This window comes from Geobacter hydrogenophilus, from assembly GCF_018501225.1.
Lineage (GTDB): Bacteria > Desulfobacterota > Desulfuromonadia > Geobacterales > Geobacteraceae > Geobacter > Geobacter hydrogenophilus.
Genome location: NZ_JAHCZI010000003.1, coordinates 1 through 17,374 on the forward strand (window position 1 = coordinate 1; position 17,374 = coordinate 17,374).

The following is a 17,374-nucleotide window of genomic DNA, read 5'->3' on the forward strand; positions in this document are numbered from 1 at the left end:
CGCCATCGCGGTCTATGGCCTCTTCATGGCTCCCATCGGCTGGGCATGGGGCGGGATCGTCTGGGCCTACGCCCTTGCCTGGTTCGTGATCGAGGACCGGGCAAAGCTGGGGGCCTATCGCATCTTCGACCGACGGGCTCCGGGACTGTTGGAAAAAGTACGGCGTTGATGATATTCAACCTCCTGGCACTGCCGAAGGCATCCGCTATGCGCTAATAATGTTGTCACAATGATGAAAATTGGTGTATTGAGTGTTGTGGTTTTGCCGTCTCATTAGAGCACCATGCCAGAGGTCGGCGGATTATTTCATTTCATCGGAAGGAGAAGTTTCGTGAAGAAGACGGTTGTTGCAGTGGTAGGGATGTTGCTGTCGGCGACAGCGGCGCATGCGGAACACAAACTGCTGATCACCGACGTTCTGGAGCAGAAGCAGATGGAGGCCCAGGCCCGCTTCGAGTACTCCCACACCAGAGGGGATATCAGCAGCCCCATCGACGGTTCGGGGACACGGACGACCAATACCCTCGAATCCGCGTATTCCCTCGGCGTCGGTCTCGGGCATGGTCTGGAGATGACCGCCTCGATTCCGTTCGTCTTTAACGAGCGGGCAAAGACGGAACTGAGCGCTGTCGAGGCTGAATTTGAAAAGCGTGACGGCTTCGGCGACTTTGCACTCGAAGCCAAGTATCGGCTGCTTGGCGGCGAAGAGGAGCCGTTCACCCTTGTCACCGGCCTCGGCCTGAAATTCGATACCGCCCGGAAGAAGGACGCAGGGACAGGCACGACGGACGTGAGTCCCTTTATCGCGGCAAGCGCAAACCTTGGCCACCATTACCTCCCCTATGCCAGCTACCGTGCGACCATCAGGAACCACGACATGCAGGACACCCATACCCTTTCCCTCGGCCTCGAGAAGGAGCTTAACCATACGGTAACGCTCGACGCGAAGATCGATGCCAACTTCAATACCTCGACCTCTGTCATGAGTGCCAACGAGGATTTCGTCTTCGAAGTGTCGAGTTATCTTCAGGTGGCGCACAACTTCTATCTGATTCCTTCCGTGGCCTACACGGTCGCCACCGATGCGACCGACAAGGCTGCAGAACTCCACCTAGGCCCGGCTGACGGATTCCGCGGCGGCCTCTCCCTCTATTACCTTTTCTAAGCGTACGTTTCGCACGATAAACCCGATTCCGGGCTTAGATCCCATAAAGAAAAGTCCTCGCTCAACAGCGGGGACTTTTCTTATGGGACCATCAGCATTGTGGAGAGCCATTCATTGTTAGCCCTCCCGGCGCACCGTACCAATGTTAGGGTGGCACCGGGCCGTGGATATCCACGACAAGGAGGGTGCAGTCATCCTCCGGAGGGTCGACGGCGCCGAACGAGCGGAGGTCCGCGAAGACGCGGTCGAGAAACTCCAGGTGGTCAGGGACGTTGCCCGCCAGCGCCTCCTTGAGGCGCTCCAGGCCGAACCGGTCCCCGGCGGGATTGACGGCTTCGATGATCCCGTCGGTATAGAGGAGCAGGCGATCGCCTGCTTCCAGACTGAACGAGGCGGGAGGGATGTCGAGGGTCCCGAAATAGCCGAGGGGGTTGGTGGTCGGGGAAAGCTCGATGATGCCGTCGGCGCGGCGGATTAGGGGAGGGACATGCCCGGCGTTGATGTAATCCAGTTCCAGGGTCGTCGGGTCGATGATTCCCATGAAGAGGGTGGTCGAAAAATAGAGGTCGAACGTCCGGGACCGCTCGGCAAAATGGGAGAGAAAGGCATTTACCTGCGCGGCCAGTTCCTTCGGTTCGATCTGGTCGAATGCCGCATGGTGGATGAATCCGTAGAGCATCGACATCACGACGGATGCGTGGAGGCCGTGGCCGGTGACATCACCGACAATGAGGGCCAATCGGCTGTCCGGCAGGGTGATGGCGTCGAAATAGTCCCCGCCCAGCATCCCGGCCGTGCGGTTTTTCACGCCGATGCAGTTCCAGGTGCAGACCGGAGAACTCTTCGGGAAAAGGAGCCGCTCCACCTCCCGGGCCAGTTTCAGCTCGAACGGATCTATCCGCAAGCCACCCTTTCCGCGCTTTTCCTCAGTCATGGTCGCCCAGATCCTTTTCCGCTTTCAGAAAAAGGATGTTGTTTTCCAGGTGCACGTGCTTGTGGAGGTCGTCCTCGAACTCCTTCAGCTTCCGGTAGGTGACCGCGTAGGTGTTGCAGACTTCGTCGGGGATTGCGAAATCTCCGGCGAGATGCCGGATGGCGTGAATCGCATCACCCACCTCCTCGTGCTCCCGGCGGAGTCTCGCCAGATCCCCCCGGATGGCGTCGATATCCTGCCGTTCCGGCCTCTTCCCCGCCTTCCTCGCCGCATCGGCCCGTTTCACGGCCGGAAAGAAGATTTCCTCCTCCTCGCGCAGATGGGTTGCCAGATCGGCGGCAACCTTCTCGAAGATCGCGGCGATCTCCTTCACTTCGGCATGGCGGCTGCCGTGGACTTCGGCGACCTTGCGGGCGTACAGGGCGATCTGCCCGGCATTGTCCTTGATGTAGGCATGGTGGACGGCAACGATGTAGTCGGCCAGGAACGGGAGTTCCCACGCCGCAAAGTTCTGGCTCCGCTCAATCGGTTCCCTCTTCGCTGCTTCGATCTCCCGCAGGATAAGGGATGGGTCGATCCCTTTCTGTCGGCAGGCAGTATCAAGGGGAACATTGCCGCCACAGCAGAAGTCGATCCCGTGCCGTTCGAACACCTCCGCCGTCCGGTAATCCTCGGCCACGAACCCGCCGATGGTCCTGATAGCGCCTGCATCTTCCTGCTGCGTCTTTGTGTCTTCCATCAGTCCCCTCCTGAACAGTCGTTGTACCCAACGTTATCGCATTCCCCTGCGAGGTCAAGCCTCCTCCCCCCGCTTGTTCTTCCCGGAAGAGGCAGGCGTGGGAGCCCGGATTTGTATTTCCCGGAAAAGGTTGTACTGTTGACTGTGCGCCCGCCTGATATCAGATGGTTGTGATGGACGATATGTCCCAATGTCCAAGGATGGAAGCGGGGAAGGAGGGACGCACATGGCCGAACGAATCACGCCGGTCGAAACCCTTTCGCCCTGGTGGCGGAATTCCGTCATCCTGGTCCTCGTGCTCGGGTTCACGGTGCTGATCTGGATTGCCGTCCGGAGCTACCAGGATGCGCCGCCGATCCCCGACAGGGTGGTGAGCGGGGACGGCACAACCATCTTCACGGGGGATGACATCCTTGCGGGACAGCAGGTGTTCCTCAGATACGGCCTCATGGAGAACGGGACTATCTGGGGGCACGGCGCCTACCTGGGGCCCGACTTCTCGGCGGAATACCTCCACACCCTGGCGGGCGATACTGCCCAGTCCCTCGCCCGCCAGCGCCATGGCCGGGATGCCGGAGGGCTCAATGCCGTGGAGCGGGAAAGCGTTGCCGGCGCGGTCGAAACCCTTCTGAAAGAGAACCGCTATGATTTCCGGACCCGGACCCTCACCTACCTGGAGCCCGAAGCGGCTTCGTACCGGCAGCAGATCCAGAAATGGCGGGCCTATTTCTCCCACCCCACAAACGATGGGGGACTTCCCGGCGCCTACATCAACGATCCGCGAGAACTGGAGCAGCTTACCTCCTTTTTCGCCTGGACCGCGTGGGCTTCGGTCGCCAACCGTCCCGGCAAGCCGTATTCCTACACGAACAACTTCCCCTATGACCCGGCGGTCGGCAACCGACCCACCAGCGATGCCTTCCTCTGGAGCGCCCTGAGCCTGATCATGCTCCTGGGCGGCACCGCGGCGGTTCTGTTCGCCTTCGGCAAGTTCGATTTCCTCGGTTGGCAGGGGAGGGGAGAGCATATCCATCCCCAGATGCTCCCCGGCGCCACCACCGACAGCCAGCGGGCCACGATCAAGTACTTCGTCGTCGTGGCGCTCCTCTTCCTCGCCCAGACCCTGGTGGGAGGGGCAACCGTCCACTACCGGGTCGATCCGGGGAGTTTCTACGGCATCGACATCTCCTCCCTCCTCCCCAGCCATATCCTCCGCACCTGGCATCTGCAACTGGCGATATTCTGGGTTGCCACCGCCTACGTGGCCGGGGGGCTCCTTCTGGCCCCGTCCCTCGGCAAGGAGCCCAAGGGGCAGGTGTGGGGGATCAATTTCCTCTTCGGCGCCCTGGTCGTTGTCGTGGCGGGGAGCCTCGCCGGCGAAATGCTCGGTGTCCGGCAGATGCTCGGCTCACTCTGGTTCTGGTTCGGCCACCAGGGGTGGGAATACCTCGACCTGGGGCGCGCCTGGCAGATCCTCCTGGCGGTGGGGCTTTCGGTCTGGGGGTTCCTCCTGTTCCGGGCGCTCATCCCGGCCCGGCAGGACCCGGAGCGCCGCGAGATCGCCTCCCTCTTCCTGTACGGCGCCCTGGCCATACCGCTTTTCTACCTCCCCGCCATGTTCTTCACCGGCACCACCCATTTCTCCGTGGTGGACACCTGGCGGTTCTGGATCATCCACCTCTGGGTCGAGGGTTTTTTCGAGGTCTTCGTGACCGCCATGGTGGCGGTCATTTTCTACAATCTCGGCATGGTATCCCACCTGACCGCGGCGCGGGTGGTCTACCTGGATGCGCTCCTCTACCTGGGAAGCGGCATCGTCGGCACCGGGCACCACTGGTACTGGACGGGGCAGTCCGCCGTCACCATGGCCCTCGCCGCCATGTTCTCGGCCATGGAGGTGGTTCCTCTGACCCTCCTCACCCTCGATGCGTGGGACTTCGTCAAGCTCTCCCGGGGACACTGCGACATCTGCAACAGGCCGGTCTCCATTCCGCACAAGTGGACCTTCTACTACCTGATCGCCGTCGGTTTCTGGAATTTCGTCGGTGCCGGTGTCTTCGGCTTTCTCATCAACCTCCCCATCGTCAGCTACTTCGAGGTGGGTACCATGCTCACCCCGAACCATGGCCACGCCGCCATGATGGGGGTCTTCGGCATGCTTGCCGTGGCACTCACGGTCTTTGCCCTGCGCCAGGTGTTGACCGACGAGCAGTGGGCCGGTCCGGAGAAATTCGTGAGGGTCTCCTTCTGGGGGCTGAACATCGGCCTGGCCCTCATGGTGGTAACCAACCTCTTCCCCGGCGGAGTGCTCCAGCTCTTCGATGTCCTGGACCACGGCTACTGGCACGCCCGGGGGCCCGGATTCCTCCACGGGACGATCCCCCGCCTCATCGAATGGTTTCGCATGCCGGGGGACCTCGTTTTTATCGCCCTGGGCGCATTCCCGCTTCTGGCCGCCACGGGGCTCACCTACCGGATGGTGAGGAAACGGTCGTGAAGGAGGAAGAGGCTCGCGCATATCCAACGGCAGTGGTTCATTAACCCCCCCGAAAAGGAGACAGCCATGACAAAAGCACCATTGGTGGACAAGGACGTATGTATCAGTTGCGGGCTCTGCGTGGACAACGTTCCCGACGTGTTCCGCTTCGATGACGACAACAAGGCGGAATGCTTCGACCCCAACGGCGCCGCTGAGGATGTCATCCAGAGCCAAGCAATCGATGCCTGTCCGGTATCGTGCATCAGCTGGAGCACCGACGCCGGTTACCTGAAGAGCTTTGCCTGAGGGCGTCGAACCCTGTCAGGCACCCATGCAGCTCACGCTCTACACCGTTGGTCATTCGACGCGCAGCCTGGAGGACTTCGTGGCGCTGCTGCGGGCGCACGGCATCAGGCAGCTTGCGGATGTGCGCACGATACCCCGCTCACGGCACAATCCCCAGTTCAATCGCGACACCCTGGGAACGTTTCTCCGCAACCGCCGTATCGGCTACCGGCACATGAAGGAGCTGGGAGGGCTTCGGCATGCCCGGGCCGATTCGGTGAACATGGGGTGGCACAATGCCTCTTTCCGCGGTTTTGCCGACTACATGCAGACACCGGTGTTTGCCGCGGCCTTGGAAAAGCTTATCGCTCTGGCCAGTAAACGACCGACCGCCATCATGTGTGCCGAGGCGGTTCCCTGGCGGTGCCACCGCTCGCTCATCGGCGATGCGCTCGTTGTCCGGGGGATCGAGGTGAAGGACATCATGGGGATAAACAGCGTGAAACAGCACCTCCTGACCGCCATGGCGAGGGTCGAGGAGGGGCAGGTAACCTATCCGGTTGAAGGGGAGGAGAATAGCGGCGCTTCCTCTTGCGGGATTGGTGGAGGGGATGGGCCGTAAGCAAAACAGGCATAACGCATAGAATACTTGCCGCCATGAGCTAAGGAGAATTGTGCCACTCGAGGTACAATAATGGAGGAGCCCGTGAAAAAGATCACCGTCAAGGTTGTCGGCGTTATGCACTCGTCCGCGAAGCTTGTGTGACCGGAGGCGCCTGTGGCGATCGTTGCCGCCATTTGCGGCGTTACCCTGATCGTGGTGGTGCTCTGGGAGGGGTTTGAGACCATTGTGCTCCCCCGCCGGGTGACCCGCCGGTTCCGCATGACCCGCTTTTTCTACCGGCGCACCTGGCTCCCCTGGGTAACGATGGTCAACGCCTGTGTCCCGCCGCGGCGGCGGGAAACCTGGCTGAGCTTTTTCGGCCCCCTGTCGCTCATCCTCCTGCTCAGCATCTGGGCCTTCGGGTTGATCGTCGGCTTCGCCCTCCTCCACTGGGGGCTCGGCTCGGCCATCGTAACCCATGACGGGAGCAGCGGGTTTCTCGTCGACCTCTACCTGAGCGGCACCACGTTCTTTACCCTCGGGCTGGGGGACGCGGTTCCCCGGAGCACGGCCGCGCGTTTCCTCGTGGTGCTCGAATCGGGAATGGGGTTCGGCTTTCTCGCCCTCGTGATCGGCTATCTGCCGGCCCTCAACCAGTCGTTCGCCAGCCGTGAGGTGAGCATCTCGCTCCTGGATGCTCGTGCCGGCTCACCTCCCACCGCCTCCGAAATGCTTCGCCGCCACGGCCACGAGCGTGGGATGGACGCGCTCCGGCAACTCCTCCACGAGTGGGAGAACTGGTCGTCGGAGTTTCTGGAAGGGCACCTCTCCTATCCGGTCCTTGCCTATTTCCGCTCCCAGCACGAGAACCAGTCGTGGCTGGGGGCACTGACGGCGATCCTGGACACCTGTGCCCTCCTCATGGCCGGCGTGGACGGGGCCTGCGAGCGCCAGGCGGAACTCACCTTCGCCATGGCCCGCCACGCCGTGGTCGATCTCTCCCTGGTCTTCAGGACCAAGCCGCAGGAGCCCGCGCCACCACGGCTTCCGCCCGAAAAGCTGGAGGATCTCCGCGCCCTTCTGGCGGAAAGGGGGCTGAAGCTCCATGAAAGGGATACCGTTGACCGGAAGCTGACCGAGCTGCGCTGGATGTATGAGCCCTATGTCCATGCCTTGGCAGCGTACTTCCGGGTCAAGGTTCCCCCCTGGATCGCCGCGGAAAACCAGCCGGACAACTGGGAGGTGAGCGTCTGGGAGCGTCGCACCGTCAACAGAAAGGTTGCGGACAAGGCCAAGGGGGAGCATTTTTAGTCGCCGTGCACAATGGTCTGTGCGGTCTTCTATGGCCTGATCTCGACAATGGTGCCATTGGGCGCTAACATGTCAATTTCCTCGATTTCCTCGTCCGTTACGGCAATGCACCCCTTTGTCCAGTCAACCCCTGTGTGAGCATCTCCAACCCACGAGAAGCCATTCTTGATGCCGTGAATCATGATGTTTCCGCCCGGAGAAACCCCGAGTTCCCGCGCGCGCTTCCTGTCTCTCTCGTTGGGGTAGGAGATATGGAGGGCCCGGTGATAACGGCTATCCCTGTTTCTGGCATCGATGGTGTAGGTTCCCTCCGGGGTTTTGTTGTCGCCTTGCCGTTCTTTCGGGCCGATGGGGTCTCCCCCCAGGGCGATCTTGTACGTTTTGAGCACCGACCCCTGTGAGATCAGCATCATGCGTCGTGCCTGCTTGTCTATCAGGATCTTGTCGAGCGATGGCTTCCGGATGGCGTAGGCAAACACATTTTTTTCAAGCGCTTCAATCTTTTCCCGCAGGGTAGCGATCTCATCCTCTTTGCCTGTGATCTCGCGCTGGAGGGTTTCGATCCTTGTTTGCTGCGTGGCAATCGTCGTGTCCTTGACCGGGACATTATTGATATACGATACCATCGTCTGACTGTTCTGCCGGTAGTGGCTCCCGGGATAATCCTTTATGACCCGCTGGAAGCACTCCAGGGATTTCTGATAATCTTTGCGCTCGTTCTTCGGATACGAATAAACGATACCCATCTCGAAGAGGGCCCTGTCGCCCGCCGCCGGTTGCTGGTCGATAATCTGCTCGTATTTGCTCAGCGAGGCCTGGTAGCTGCCCTGATTAAACAAGTCATTCGCTTCTTCAAAGGTCGGCTTGGACTGAAGGTGACCGCATCCCGTCATCAGCATCGGTGTTACCAGGATGCCGATACGAAAGAGGCTAAGGCGTTTGCCCGGCCGGCTTTGTCTTGGTGCCGTATATGCCAAAGACCGTCCGGATTCCGCAGACGGTCCACGGTGAAAGATTCCCGGTCCCCTCATCTCCTCACCCCTTGCTGGAATCATCAGGAATATCCCGTGCCGGGAGCCTGATGCCCGCTTGTTCGAATGGTCCGGTCGGACTCACCTGCCGGATAAGGAAATGGCAGGGCGCTGGGACCCTGCCACTTCTTGTCCGGGGCGCCGCAGGCAACGCTACGGCCCCCTTGAATGTGCCTTACTTCCTCATGGATCTCTGGAAAGTAGCGTCTGCCTTTTTCGCCTTTTCATCGGCGATCCGTTCCCTTTCCTCAGCCGCCTTTATAGCACTATCGGCGCGGGCTGTGGCATCATCTGCCTTTGCTTTGGCCGCATCGGCTGAGGCCTTGGCTGCTTGTGCATCCTGCACTGCCTGCTCGACTTTCGCACCAAGCATTTTTTGATCCGCCTGCACTCTCTCCAGGTCACCGGAGGTTGCACAACCAATCATAGTGACAGGGAGAACGAGCAACATTGCGAACAGCAAGAGAGTCCCTTTCATCGCTAATCACCTCCTTTCTCTCTAGGTAGCCCAGCCAGGAAGAGGGTTGTCTACTTTCTGGCTGGATCAATCAGTATGCCGTCGATTTCCAAATCGATCTTCAGGCGTTTGGCCGCATCCCTGGCCCCACTGCCATCAGTGAAAGGGCCGGCGATAACTCGGTAGGCGTTACCCTTTGCCAAGACCCGTGCCGGTATCGGAGGGCCCTGGTGGTTGATGATGGCGGCAATCCTCCGGGCCTCAAGCTCGTTACGCACATCGGCAGCCAGAACATACCAGGCATCCGGTTTCAGGTCCGGGATTTCCGGTCTGCCGTGCAATGTGTCCGGGTGCCTGACTTCCATGGTTTGCGGAACCCCTTTTTCACTCCCCTGACGCAGTTCAAAGATGGGAACTGGAATCCCCCGGGCCTCGGTCTGTACTTTCTTGATTTTTGTCCAGTCGAGCGTGCGGCCTGTTTTCTTTTCAATGGCTCTCAACTTTTCATATATCTTCGCCAGTTCGAGAGTGCCCGCGTCTTCCAGCGGGGTATGGGCTTCCAGGTAAAGCACCCCATCGCGCTGACCGATGAGATAGGGCTGGTTGACAATGGCCACCGGGGTGTTGACCGGCGTGTCGTTATAGAGCACCTTGATGTTTTCCGGATAGAGCCTCATGCAGCCATTGGTTGCCTTAAGCCCGATGCTGGCCGGCTTGTTCGTGCCATGGATCAAATACCCCGGCTTGCTCAGGTAGAGAGCGTATTCTCCCAGGGGATTCTCCGGCCCCGGCGGAACTTCCGGGGGGAGCGGGTCCCCCTTCTTTCGATGGTCCTCGGCAATCGAAGCAGGCACATGCCAGGTCGGCCGGGCCGCCTTGCGATACACCCGCGCTGGGCCGGTGGGGGTAGGGCGCTCCTTGGTGCCGACGCCGACCGGGTAGGTGGATACCGCCATGGAGGTGCCATCGCCCTTGTACTGAAAGAGCCTCATTGTGGCGACGTTGACCACAATCCCTCGTCTCGGGGTGTCCGGCAGGACAAAACTGAGGGGCAGGATGACCGGTTTTCCGGCCTCGGGCGCCCAGACGTCCATTCCCGGATTGGCGGCGCTGAGTGCCGTGATCCCCAGGCCGAAATGTCTCGCAATATCCGGGAGCGTATCCCCCTGTTCAAGCCTGACGACGGCAAGTCGGCCAATGACGTCGTTTCCATTGGCAACAAAAAAATCATTTCTTTCGATCTCTGCGGCAAGATGGTCTGGCGCAAGCGATGGTTGCTCCTGGGTACCTCTGAGTACAGCGCATCCTTGAAGAGATAAAATACATACCCCTAGAGCGATCAGGCGAAAACAAGCGGAAGAGAGGGACATGTCAGCGATTCGGCACATGGATTACGTTCGGTACCTTTCTCGATAATGGGTAAAGTTCCGCGCCAAGACACAAAAAAGCCGGGACCTCATATCGTGTGATATTTCGGCAACCCGGCTGTCTCAGGGAGACCCTATAGGCTTTCCGCCCCATTCTCGCGAATGGTTTAGTATTATCGTCTACCACCAACTATTCTTGTTGCAGTTTTCCGGCGACCACAGGCCCCGCCATGATGCGGTGCCCTTCAAAGACGCACTCCTTGTCGGCTCGGCCTCCAGTCATGGTTTGGACAATAAAAAAAGCCGGGACCAAATATCGTGTGATATTTCGGCAACCCGGCTGTCTCCATGAGACCCTATAGGCTTTCCGCCCCATTCTCGCGAATGGTTAAGTATTGTCGTCTATCTCTCAAGCAAAATTTTCGGCAATGTTACATCACTATGGGGCTTTGTCAATAGTATTCTTGAATCCCCGGGGGACAAACACAGACAAAGGCTGGAAGAGCCGTTCAAGATCATCCTCGCCCTGGCCAAAGAAGGCGACAACCAGCTCGGCACCCGTGCAAATACTGAAGGAGGGCAACCAGTTTCGTTGGCAAAGGCCGCAGATTCACCCCACCGGATAAAACGCCGAATCCTGAATTTCGTACTCTCGAACATGGAGCGACGGAGCACTGGTCGCGAATTGCCGGAACCCCTTTGATTTACTGGCAGTTACAGCGGCAGAGTTGTGACAAAAAAAGGCCGCCAACCCTATGGATGACGGCCTTCGTTCGATTTGGCTCACGATGTCGCACGAACTTAGAACCTTTTTCCGTTCACCACCATGCGAGCTTCTGGTCATGCTGGGGGAGTATTAGAACTGTATTTCCAAGGGACGTTCTTGTTCATCGGACGGCCCGTCGCTTCAACTCTTCGATTATCCAGGTGTCGCTCGGCGCCAGGGTGTCACGTTTCTGCATCTCAAGGGCAATGTCCAGCGCCTTTGCTGCGTAGGAGCTGTCGTTGGTCGCTTCGCTCAGCTTCACATAACTCACGATCAGGTCGCGCTGCCACCCGGCATTGCCCGGATCGGCCTTGGCCAGCCGCTCGCGGATGGCGAGGGAGGCGCGGAAGCTGGTGAGCGCCGCCGGCAGGTCCCCCTGGGCGCGCCCGACTAAATACTTTTCCACCCAATGATAAGTGTCTCTCTGCGCGGGAAAACATCCTGTAGCAAGAGCTATAAATGAAAGTCCCCAGCGGCCTCAGGCTGGTAAAGGATTTCTTCAATTTTGAACTTTTTTGCTGCTGAACGAATGCACCATTTTATGGTGTCGCCAACAGAATAACCAAGAGTTGCAGTGCCGATAGGAGAAACTGCGGAGATCTTTCCTCCCTCAATATTTGCTTCCTTGGGAATACCAGAGTTAAGACCATCTCCTTGCCGGTATTCAGGTCGCGCAGCCTGAATTTGGAGTTCATTGTTACAATGTTTGGAGGAATGTCTTGCGAGTCAACAATCTTGGCTACCGATAACTCCGCTTCCAGTTTCTGAGATCATCGCGATCTCGGTAATTGAACTCCTTCGCTGATTCGAGCAGATATTCAAGCCTCGATACGTCGTATTCAGTTATGTATATTGTCCTTGCGTCCATAATATAATGTGCCCTTTCAATAATAATCCTGCAGTCATGCTGTGCTATGGGACTAAAACATCAGCGAGCAATCTAAAACCCGTGCAACCATCCCTACGCTACGTGATCATTTGAGATCCGTGCGTTTCACCATCCCTCCATCAACGTCACCCAAAGGGTGAGTCAGGATAAATGCCGATTCATCTATCTCCTGGGCGACAAACTTTACGCTGCCGATCTCAAGCCTGGTGACAACACAATGCAAAATATCCTGCTCCGATCCTGACATGCCGCGACGACCGGTGTAGATGGTAACGCCATGATGCAATCGGTTAACGATGGCATGCCGTATCGCGTCGCTCTGTCTCGAGATGATGATAATAGCGGTGTACTCCTCGATGCCGTGGATCAGAAAATCAATGGTTTTCGAGGCAGCCAAGTAAGTGAGAATCGAATAGAGTGCTGACTCAATCCCGAGGATAAATGCTGCTGTCGAAAAGATGAAAACATTCAGAATAAGTATGACATCGCCGACTTTCAACAGATGCGAACTCTTGCTGACAAGAACAGCGGCGATCTCAGTACCATCGAGAACAGCACCTCCTCGTATTGCGAGCCCGATGCCCGCCCCGATGAAGAACCCTCCAAATACGGCGGTCAATAGCTTGTCAGGGGTGATATCAGGGAAATTGACCAACGCGATACATACGGCTAGTCCGGCTATAGCCAACGTACTTTTAAATGCGAACCTGCCGCCAATCTGTCGATAGCCGAGAGCTATGAACGGGAGATTGATAAGCAGAATGAGAATCGGCAGCGGGACTCCCAGCACCTTTGACAGTAGCATCGAGATACCGGTAACCCCGCCATCGATAAAGTGGCTGGACATCAAAAATCCCTTCAACCCCATGCCTGCCGAAAAGATTCCGAGGACAATCAGTGTTATGTTAATTATTTCCCGCTTCAGAGATTTCATATTGATAGCCCCTCTCTGCCCCCAAAAAGGTGTTAAGCCTGCATCTCTATTTACTGCCAACTTCTGTCTATGGCGTTTCCACTGGAGATTCTTTCAACCTCACGGGACTGCCCCGCCGATTTTCCAATTCCGCAACAATCGGACTCGCGATAAATATCGACGAGTAGGTGGCAATGACTACTCCGGCAACCAAGGCAAGTGCAAAATCATGGATGACTTCGCCTCCGAACAGATACAGCGATATTGCTGCCAGAAAGGTGGTCAGTGAGGTGATCACTGTTCGTGACAGCACTTCATTGATGCTCGTATTGAACAGGCGCTCCAATGACCCATCAAGGTTCTTGTTCAGGTTCTCCCGTATCCGGTCGAAGACCACAACCGTGTCGGTCAGGGAGTAGCCGGCAATCGTCAGGACAGCGGTAACGAACAGCAGATTGATCTCCTTGTTCATGCAGTAGAACAGGGCAACCATTGCCAGCACGTCATGGAGTGTGGCAACTATAGCGCCAACACCGAATTTGAAATCAAAACGCCAGGCAACATAGATAATAATCCCGACCATAGAGAGTCCCATCGCTACCAAGGTATCCGTCTTGAGCTTGTCACCAATCGAAGGGCCGATCTCCGTGGAACTTTCTACGACAAAGTCATTGCCGGGAAACTCTTTCTTGAAGGCCTCGTTGATGGCCTCAGCAACATTCCCTGTTGCCATGCCGGTCTTGCCGACCTTGATCAGCAGCCGGTTGCCCTCTTTGATCTCCTGCAACTGTGCCTCCTTGAGGCTGTTCCGGGCAAGAAGTGTCCGGGCCGTTTCCAGAGGAACAGGCTGGTTGAATTTGAGCTGTACCGATGTTCCCCCTGAAAAGTCGATCCCCATATTGGCGGCATTTCTGGATACCTGTACAATGCCGATGATCCCCACGATAGCGATAATAGTTGAAATGACGAAGGTGATCTTTCTCATGCCGATAAAGTCGATCTTGGTATTTTTGATAAGCTGCATTGTTTTCTCCTATATGCTGAGCCGCTTGACCTGAAAGCGGTTGAGTATGCTGTCAAAGACCACCTTGGTTGTGACAAGCGAGGTAAAGAGATTGATTAAGACGCCGAGGCTTAACGAAACGGCAAAGCCCTTGACCGGTCCGGTGCCGAACTGGAAGAGCACTGCCGCAGTTATCAGGGTGGTCACGTGTGAGTCCATGATGGTCAGGAATGCCTTGTCGTAACCGGCATCAATGCTCATCCTGGGTGTCCTGCCAAGCCTGATCTCTTCCTTCACCCGTTCAAAGATGAGGACGTTGGAATCAACCGACATGCCGATCAACAGGACAATGGCGGCAATGCCGGGCAAGGTCAGCGTTGCACCGAGTGCAGCAAGCGCTCCCATGAGATACAAAACATTCAGCACCATGCCGAGATTAGCCACCAGACCTGCCATTCGGTAGTAAATCACCATGAACACCACCACCAGGCCTACGCCGACCGCTCCGGCAAGCAATCCTTTGTTGATCGAATCAACCCCTATGGAAGGTCCGACCGTGACATTCTGCACGATCTTCACCGGAGCTGGGAGCGAACCTGCGCGAAGCACAATCGCCAGGTCCGCAGCCTCTTTCTCGCTAAAGTTTCCTGAAATCTGGGCACTACCGCCGGATATCCGCTCACGAATCACCGGCGCCGAGTAGACGGTGCCATCCAAAACTATGGCGAATCGCTTCCCCACATTGGCTGCGGTCACTTGGTCGAACAGTCTGGCGCCGGTCGAATTGAAGTCTATTGATACGTATGGCTGGTTGTACTGCGAGTCAATCCGCACCTGAGCATCGGTGAGAAGATCGCCAGTTATTGCGGCTTTCCTCTTCACAGCAAGAGGTACATCCGTTACTACGGTGCTTGACGGGTTGGCTACCTTCTCTACCAGGATTTCATAATCTTCCGGGATGGATCCAGGTGTGGCTGTGGTGCCGCTGATTCCTTCATCAACCATCTTGAACTCAAGTCGCGCAGTCTTGCCAATCAGCTCTATAGCTCGCTTGGGATCCTTGATTCCCGGAAGCTGAACGACAATATGGTTGATACCTTCCCGTTGAATGGTCGGCTCCGATACGCCGAACTGGTCGATTCTGTTACGGATGGTTTCAAGTGCCTGAGCTGCTGCCTTGTCCTTCCTGTCCTGAACAACGCTTTTGTCCATACGGAGCTGAAGGGCCACGAATCCCTTATCTTCAAACGGAGGAATCAGTTCATACTCGGGGTACTTATTCTTGATCAACTGCTGCGCACTTTCAGCGGTTCCTTTGTCGTAGAGCGTTAACTGCACCAAGTCTTCGCCAATTCTGGCAACCTGCTTATAACGGACATGCGCGGCATTCAATGAATCTTCCAGGTCAGTGGCAACCAGGTCCAGGGTTCCTTCTATTGCCTTCTGTGTCTCCACTTCCATGACGAGATGGGTTCCACCCTGGAGATCAAGTCCAAGATTGATCTTGTCCTTGGGAAGGACCCCTGTCCACCAGGAAGGCAATTGGGCCACCACTGTCGGTGTAAGATAGATAAACGATATCAGCGCGAAAATCAGGATGAGACTCACGCGCCATGAATGATTGGTCATGGGTGATGTTCCTTTCAATTATGGCGGCCGACGGCTACCCCTGGATTCCAGCATAAGGGCAGACCGGCACACGAACCAAAGGCTGAAGGAAGGCTTTGCTTTAATGCCCAACAGGGCAAGAAAGATAAGGATTCATCGCCTATGGCAGTGCCAATGGCACCACAAAGGTTATGATAATTAACGGGTTGTCAAGTTTTGAGGAAACTACAGGGTTTAAGCGGGTGGAGCTCTCGCGGGAATGGATGCAATTACAGCAGAAATAAAGGATTGAGATTTATTCTGTGGCGGATAAATGTGGGCGAAAAGATTCTTAAAATCATACGAATTGCTGGAAAGAGCTAAAAAATGGGCAGTTTTTACGGTCTTGTATTGGGAGTGCTTTACCTGCGTATTGACAACGGCACTATTGGATGTTTTGGCTTTTTGTGTACTTGATAGTTTGAGTTCCTGCGGATTGTGGAAATTAGGTACTCTTATCCCTTGGGAAATAAATAGAACTGCCGCCAGCATGACGAACGGCAAAAAGCATTTCCTGTTTGTGGGATAAACTCCTAACAATTTCATAGAACAAACCTATACGAAACCATTATCAGGCGCAAGCAGTCTTAAGTATTATTGTGTATTATCAGATTTTTACGACTCCCCTCCCATATACCGAACCGCAGTTAAACCTACTGAAAACGCACATGGTTATTCTGATGCCATTACACTGGCCATCTGATACACAGCAAAAACTTGTAACGTTCTAATGTTAAAGGGAAATAAAGTTAGGGCAGTTTTGGAAAATAATTGAGAGAAAAAACAAATGGCCGATTTCTTTAAAGAAATCGGCCATGGTTTTTATGGCTCCCCAGCGCGGACTCGAACCACGGACAAGGCGGTTAACAGCCGCCTGCTCTACCGACTGAGCTACTGGGGAATGAGTTGTTTCCGTAAGTTGTTAACCCTACGGTGCTCTTTGCTGGTTTTTGGCTACAAGCACATGTTGCAAGTACTTGAATTTACGTTCCGAAAACCTTGTAGCGCAAAGCGAAAATTTTTTTATCACACCAGATTTGGGATGTCAATAACATTCCTGCAGATAAAAGGCTGTGGTTCGAGGGTCACAACCTCACGTATCCAGCGTAACCGCTGAACCGCATGATGCTGGTTACACACTGATGTGAAAAAGCGTCCATATTACGCATGGTTCCAGCATTGTAACCAGGTAACCAGTGTAACCATCAATAAACTCAGAACTGTTATTCCGCAAAATCGAAAGCATGGGACCTGTCACTCGCTGTCATCTAGTGCATAAGATGGTAGAAGCGGTATGCCTTACCACCATAGGCCGGTACACGCTTTGGGAAAAGAGGGCGGTTTTTGACCTCGGTCAAAGAATTGTTTGCCGAGACGGGTATATAACTATGTAACAAAACACGGCATTTTAATTAAAGACAGAGTGCCCCATGGAATTTCTCCGTTTACCCATATCGGCCATGGCCATGGTGATGCTGGTGCTTCACCTGTTCCTCTTCCCCCTGGTCCACGCCCACGGCCTTGCCCTCGTCGAGCCTGGCAGGCCCCACGCCTCGGATATCGTCTGCTTTGCCGCCGATGTTGACGCCGGCCACGACTCCACGGAGAGCCATAACCACAACTCCGGCATCTGCCATCCGGACACCCCTTGTGTCGTCACGGATATTCAATCCCATGCCGTCAAGCCGCTCATTATCGACCTCTCCTCTTCCTATGCCGGGAGGCTCCTTCCCGGTCACCCCAGACCCTTGTATATCCCCCCAAGGGGTGCTGTCTGACCATGG

At 56.2% G+C, this 17,374-nt stretch carries 17 protein-coding genes, 1 tRNA gene and 2 riboswitches; of the genes, 6 read left to right on the forward strand and 12 right to left on the reverse strand.

All coding sequences use genetic code 11. The features are described from left to right. Positions 1–331: 331 nt before the first annotated feature. Complete coding sequence (locus tag KI811_RS05920; protein WP_214185562.1) at positions 332–1,165, forward strand: transporter family protein; 834 nt, start codon at positions 332–334, stop codon at positions 1,163–1,165. A 145-nt stretch (positions 1,166–1,310) separates the two neighbouring features. On the opposite strand, the gene KI811_RS05925 is transcribed toward KI811_RS05920, so the two are convergent. Further along, entirely contained in the window at positions 1,311–2,099 is a 789-nt protein-coding gene (locus KI811_RS05925) for a PP2C family protein-serine/threonine phosphatase (RefSeq protein WP_214185563.1), read from the reverse strand. Next, positions 2,092–2,838: an iron-sulfur cluster repair di-iron protein gene (ric, locus tag KI811_RS05930; RefSeq protein WP_214185564.1), complete on the reverse strand. Its 747-nt coding sequence runs from the start codon at positions 2,836–2,838 to the stop codon at positions 2,092–2,094. The genes KI811_RS05925 and ric overlap by 8 nt, the downstream gene beginning before the upstream one ends. Before the next feature lie 226 nt (positions 2,839–3,064). On the opposite strand from ric, the gene KI811_RS05935 reads away from it, so the two are divergent. The 4 genes from KI811_RS05935 to KI811_RS05950 all read left to right on the forward strand — a co-directional run bounded on the left by KI811_RS05935 (position 3,065) and on the right by KI811_RS05950 (position 7,517). Next, on the forward strand, positions 3,065–5,335 hold the full coding sequence (locus tag KI811_RS05935) for a nitric-oxide reductase large subunit (protein WP_214185565.1): 2,271 nt from the start codon (positions 3,065–3,067) through the stop codon (positions 5,333–5,335). A gap of 66 nt (positions 5,336–5,401) precedes the next feature. Beyond that, positions 5,402–5,623, forward strand: a complete 222-nt coding sequence (locus KI811_RS05940; protein WP_214185566.1) for a ferredoxin — start codon at positions 5,402–5,404, stop codon at positions 5,621–5,623. A 25-nt stretch (positions 5,624–5,648) separates the two neighbouring features. Next, positions 5,649–6,224, forward strand: coding sequence for a DUF488 domain-containing protein (locus KI811_RS05945; protein ID WP_214185567.1), 576 nt, complete (start codon positions 5,649–5,651; stop codon positions 6,222–6,224). 156 nt (positions 6,225–6,380) lie between these two features. Further along, positions 6,381–7,517, forward strand: coding sequence for an ion channel (locus tag KI811_RS05950; protein WP_214185568.1), 1,137 nt, complete (start codon positions 6,381–6,383; stop codon positions 7,515–7,517). A gap of 29 nt (positions 7,518–7,546) precedes the next feature. On the opposite strand, the gene KI811_RS05955 is transcribed toward KI811_RS05950, so the two are convergent. From KI811_RS05955 to KI811_RS05995, 10 genes are all read right to left on the reverse strand, one after another. Next, the gene (locus KI811_RS05955) at positions 7,547–8,416 is read right to left on the reverse strand and encodes a L,D-transpeptidase family protein (protein ID WP_214185985.1); all 870 of its coding nucleotides are present in this window, start codon (positions 8,414–8,416) and stop codon (positions 7,547–7,549) included. 307 nt (positions 8,417–8,723) lie between these two features. Continuing rightward, positions 8,724–9,026, reverse strand: a complete 303-nt coding sequence (locus KI811_RS05960; protein ID WP_214185569.1) for an Lpp/OprI family alanine-zipper lipoprotein — start codon at positions 9,024–9,026, stop codon at positions 8,724–8,726. A gap of 50 nt (positions 9,027–9,076) precedes the next feature. After that, positions 9,077–10,393: a L,D-transpeptidase family protein gene (locus KI811_RS05965; protein ID WP_214185570.1), complete on the reverse strand. Its 1,317-nt coding sequence runs from the start codon at positions 10,391–10,393 to the stop codon at positions 9,077–9,079. 84 nt (positions 10,394–10,477) lie between these two features. After that, positions 10,478–10,554, reverse strand: a riboswitch (cyclic di-GMP riboswitch). A gap of 145 nt (positions 10,555–10,699) precedes the next feature. After that, positions 10,700–10,776, reverse strand: a riboswitch (cyclic di-GMP riboswitch). A gap of 483 nt (positions 10,777–11,259) precedes the next feature. Further along, positions 11,260–11,544: a hypothetical protein gene (locus KI811_RS05970; protein ID WP_214185571.1), complete on the reverse strand. Its 285-nt coding sequence runs from the start codon at positions 11,542–11,544 to the stop codon at positions 11,260–11,262. A 47-nt stretch (positions 11,545–11,591) separates the two neighbouring features. Then, a complete protein-coding gene (locus tag KI811_RS18955; RefSeq protein ID WP_425513819.1) occupies positions 11,592–11,822 on the reverse strand; it encodes a GreA/GreB family elongation factor in 231 nt (76 codons plus the stop codon). Positions 11,823–11,877: 55 nt separating this feature from the next. Continuing rightward, positions 11,878–12,006 carry a hypothetical protein gene (locus tag KI811_RS18960; protein ID WP_246551475.1) on the reverse strand — a complete coding sequence of 43 codons (129 nt, stop codon included), beginning with the start codon at positions 12,004–12,006 and terminating at the stop codon, positions 11,878–11,880. 106 nt (positions 12,007–12,112) lie between these two features. Continuing rightward, on the reverse strand, positions 12,113–12,961 hold the full coding sequence (locus KI811_RS05980; RefSeq protein WP_214185572.1) for a YitT family protein: 849 nt from the start codon (positions 12,959–12,961) through the stop codon (positions 12,113–12,115). A 67-nt stretch (positions 12,962–13,028) separates the two neighbouring features. After that, positions 13,029–13,964: a protein translocase subunit SecF gene (gene secF, locus KI811_RS05985; RefSeq protein ID WP_214185573.1), complete on the reverse strand. Its 936-nt coding sequence runs from the start codon at positions 13,962–13,964 to the stop codon at positions 13,029–13,031. Between the two features lie 9 nt (positions 13,965–13,973). Then, positions 13,974–15,572 (reverse strand): protein translocase subunit SecD, encoded by a 1,599-nt coding sequence (gene secD / locus KI811_RS05990; RefSeq protein ID WP_214185574.1) that lies wholly within the window; start codon positions 15,570–15,572, stop codon positions 13,974–13,976. An 843-nt stretch (positions 15,573–16,415) separates the two neighbouring features. Beyond that, positions 16,416–16,491 (reverse strand) — tRNA-Asn (locus KI811_RS05995). Between the two features lie 529 nt (positions 16,492–17,020). Here KI811_RS05995 and KI811_RS06000 point away from each other — a divergent pair. Further along, a complete protein-coding gene (locus KI811_RS06000; RefSeq protein WP_214185575.1) occupies positions 17,021–17,368 on the forward strand; it encodes a hypothetical protein in 348 nt (115 codons plus the stop codon). Positions 17,369–17,374: the final 6 nt, after the last annotated feature.

Coding starts and splice junctions, on each gene's coding strand:
- KI811_RS05925 (WP_214185563.1), bottom strand. CDS start 2,099: ATGACTGAGGAAAAGCGCGGAAAGGGTGGCTTGCGGATAGATCCGTTC.
- ric (WP_214185564.1), bottom strand. CDS start 2,838: ATGGAAGACACAAAGACGCAGCAGGAAGATGCAGGCGCTATCAGGACC.
- KI811_RS05935 (WP_214185565.1), top strand. CDS start 3,065: ATGGCCGAACGAATCACGCCGGTCGAAACCCTTTCGCCCTGGTGGCGG.
- KI811_RS05940 (WP_214185566.1), top strand. CDS start 5,402: ATGACAAAAGCACCATTGGTGGACAAGGACGTATGTATCAGTTGCGGG.
- KI811_RS05945 (WP_214185567.1), top strand. CDS start 5,649: ATGCAGCTCACGCTCTACACCGTTGGTCATTCGACGCGCAGCCTGGAG.
- KI811_RS05955 (WP_214185985.1), bottom strand. CDS start 8,416: ATGCTGATGACGGGATGCGGTCACCTTCAGTCCAAGCCGACCTTTGAA.
- KI811_RS05960 (WP_214185569.1), bottom strand. CDS start 9,026: ATGAAAGGGACTCTCTTGCTGTTCGCAATGTTGCTCGTTCTCCCTGTC.
- KI811_RS05965 (WP_214185570.1), bottom strand. CDS start 10,393: ATGTGCCGAATCGCTGACATGTCCCTCTCTTCCGCTTGTTTTCGCCTG.
- KI811_RS18960 (WP_246551475.1), bottom strand. CDS start 12,006: ATGGACGCAAGGACAATATACATAACTGAATACGACGTATCGAGGCTT.
- KI811_RS05980 (WP_214185572.1), bottom strand. CDS start 12,961: ATGAAATCTCTGAAGCGGGAAATAATTAACATAACACTGATTGTCCTC.
- secF (WP_214185573.1), bottom strand. CDS start 13,964: ATGCAGCTTATCAAAAATACCAAGATCGACTTTATCGGCATGAGAAAG.
- secD (WP_214185574.1), bottom strand. CDS start 15,572: ATGACCAATCATTCATGGCGCGTGAGTCTCATCCTGATTTTCGCGCTG.
- KI811_RS06000 (WP_214185575.1), top strand. CDS start 17,021: ATGGAATTTCTCCGTTTACCCATATCGGCCATGGCCATGGTGATGCTG.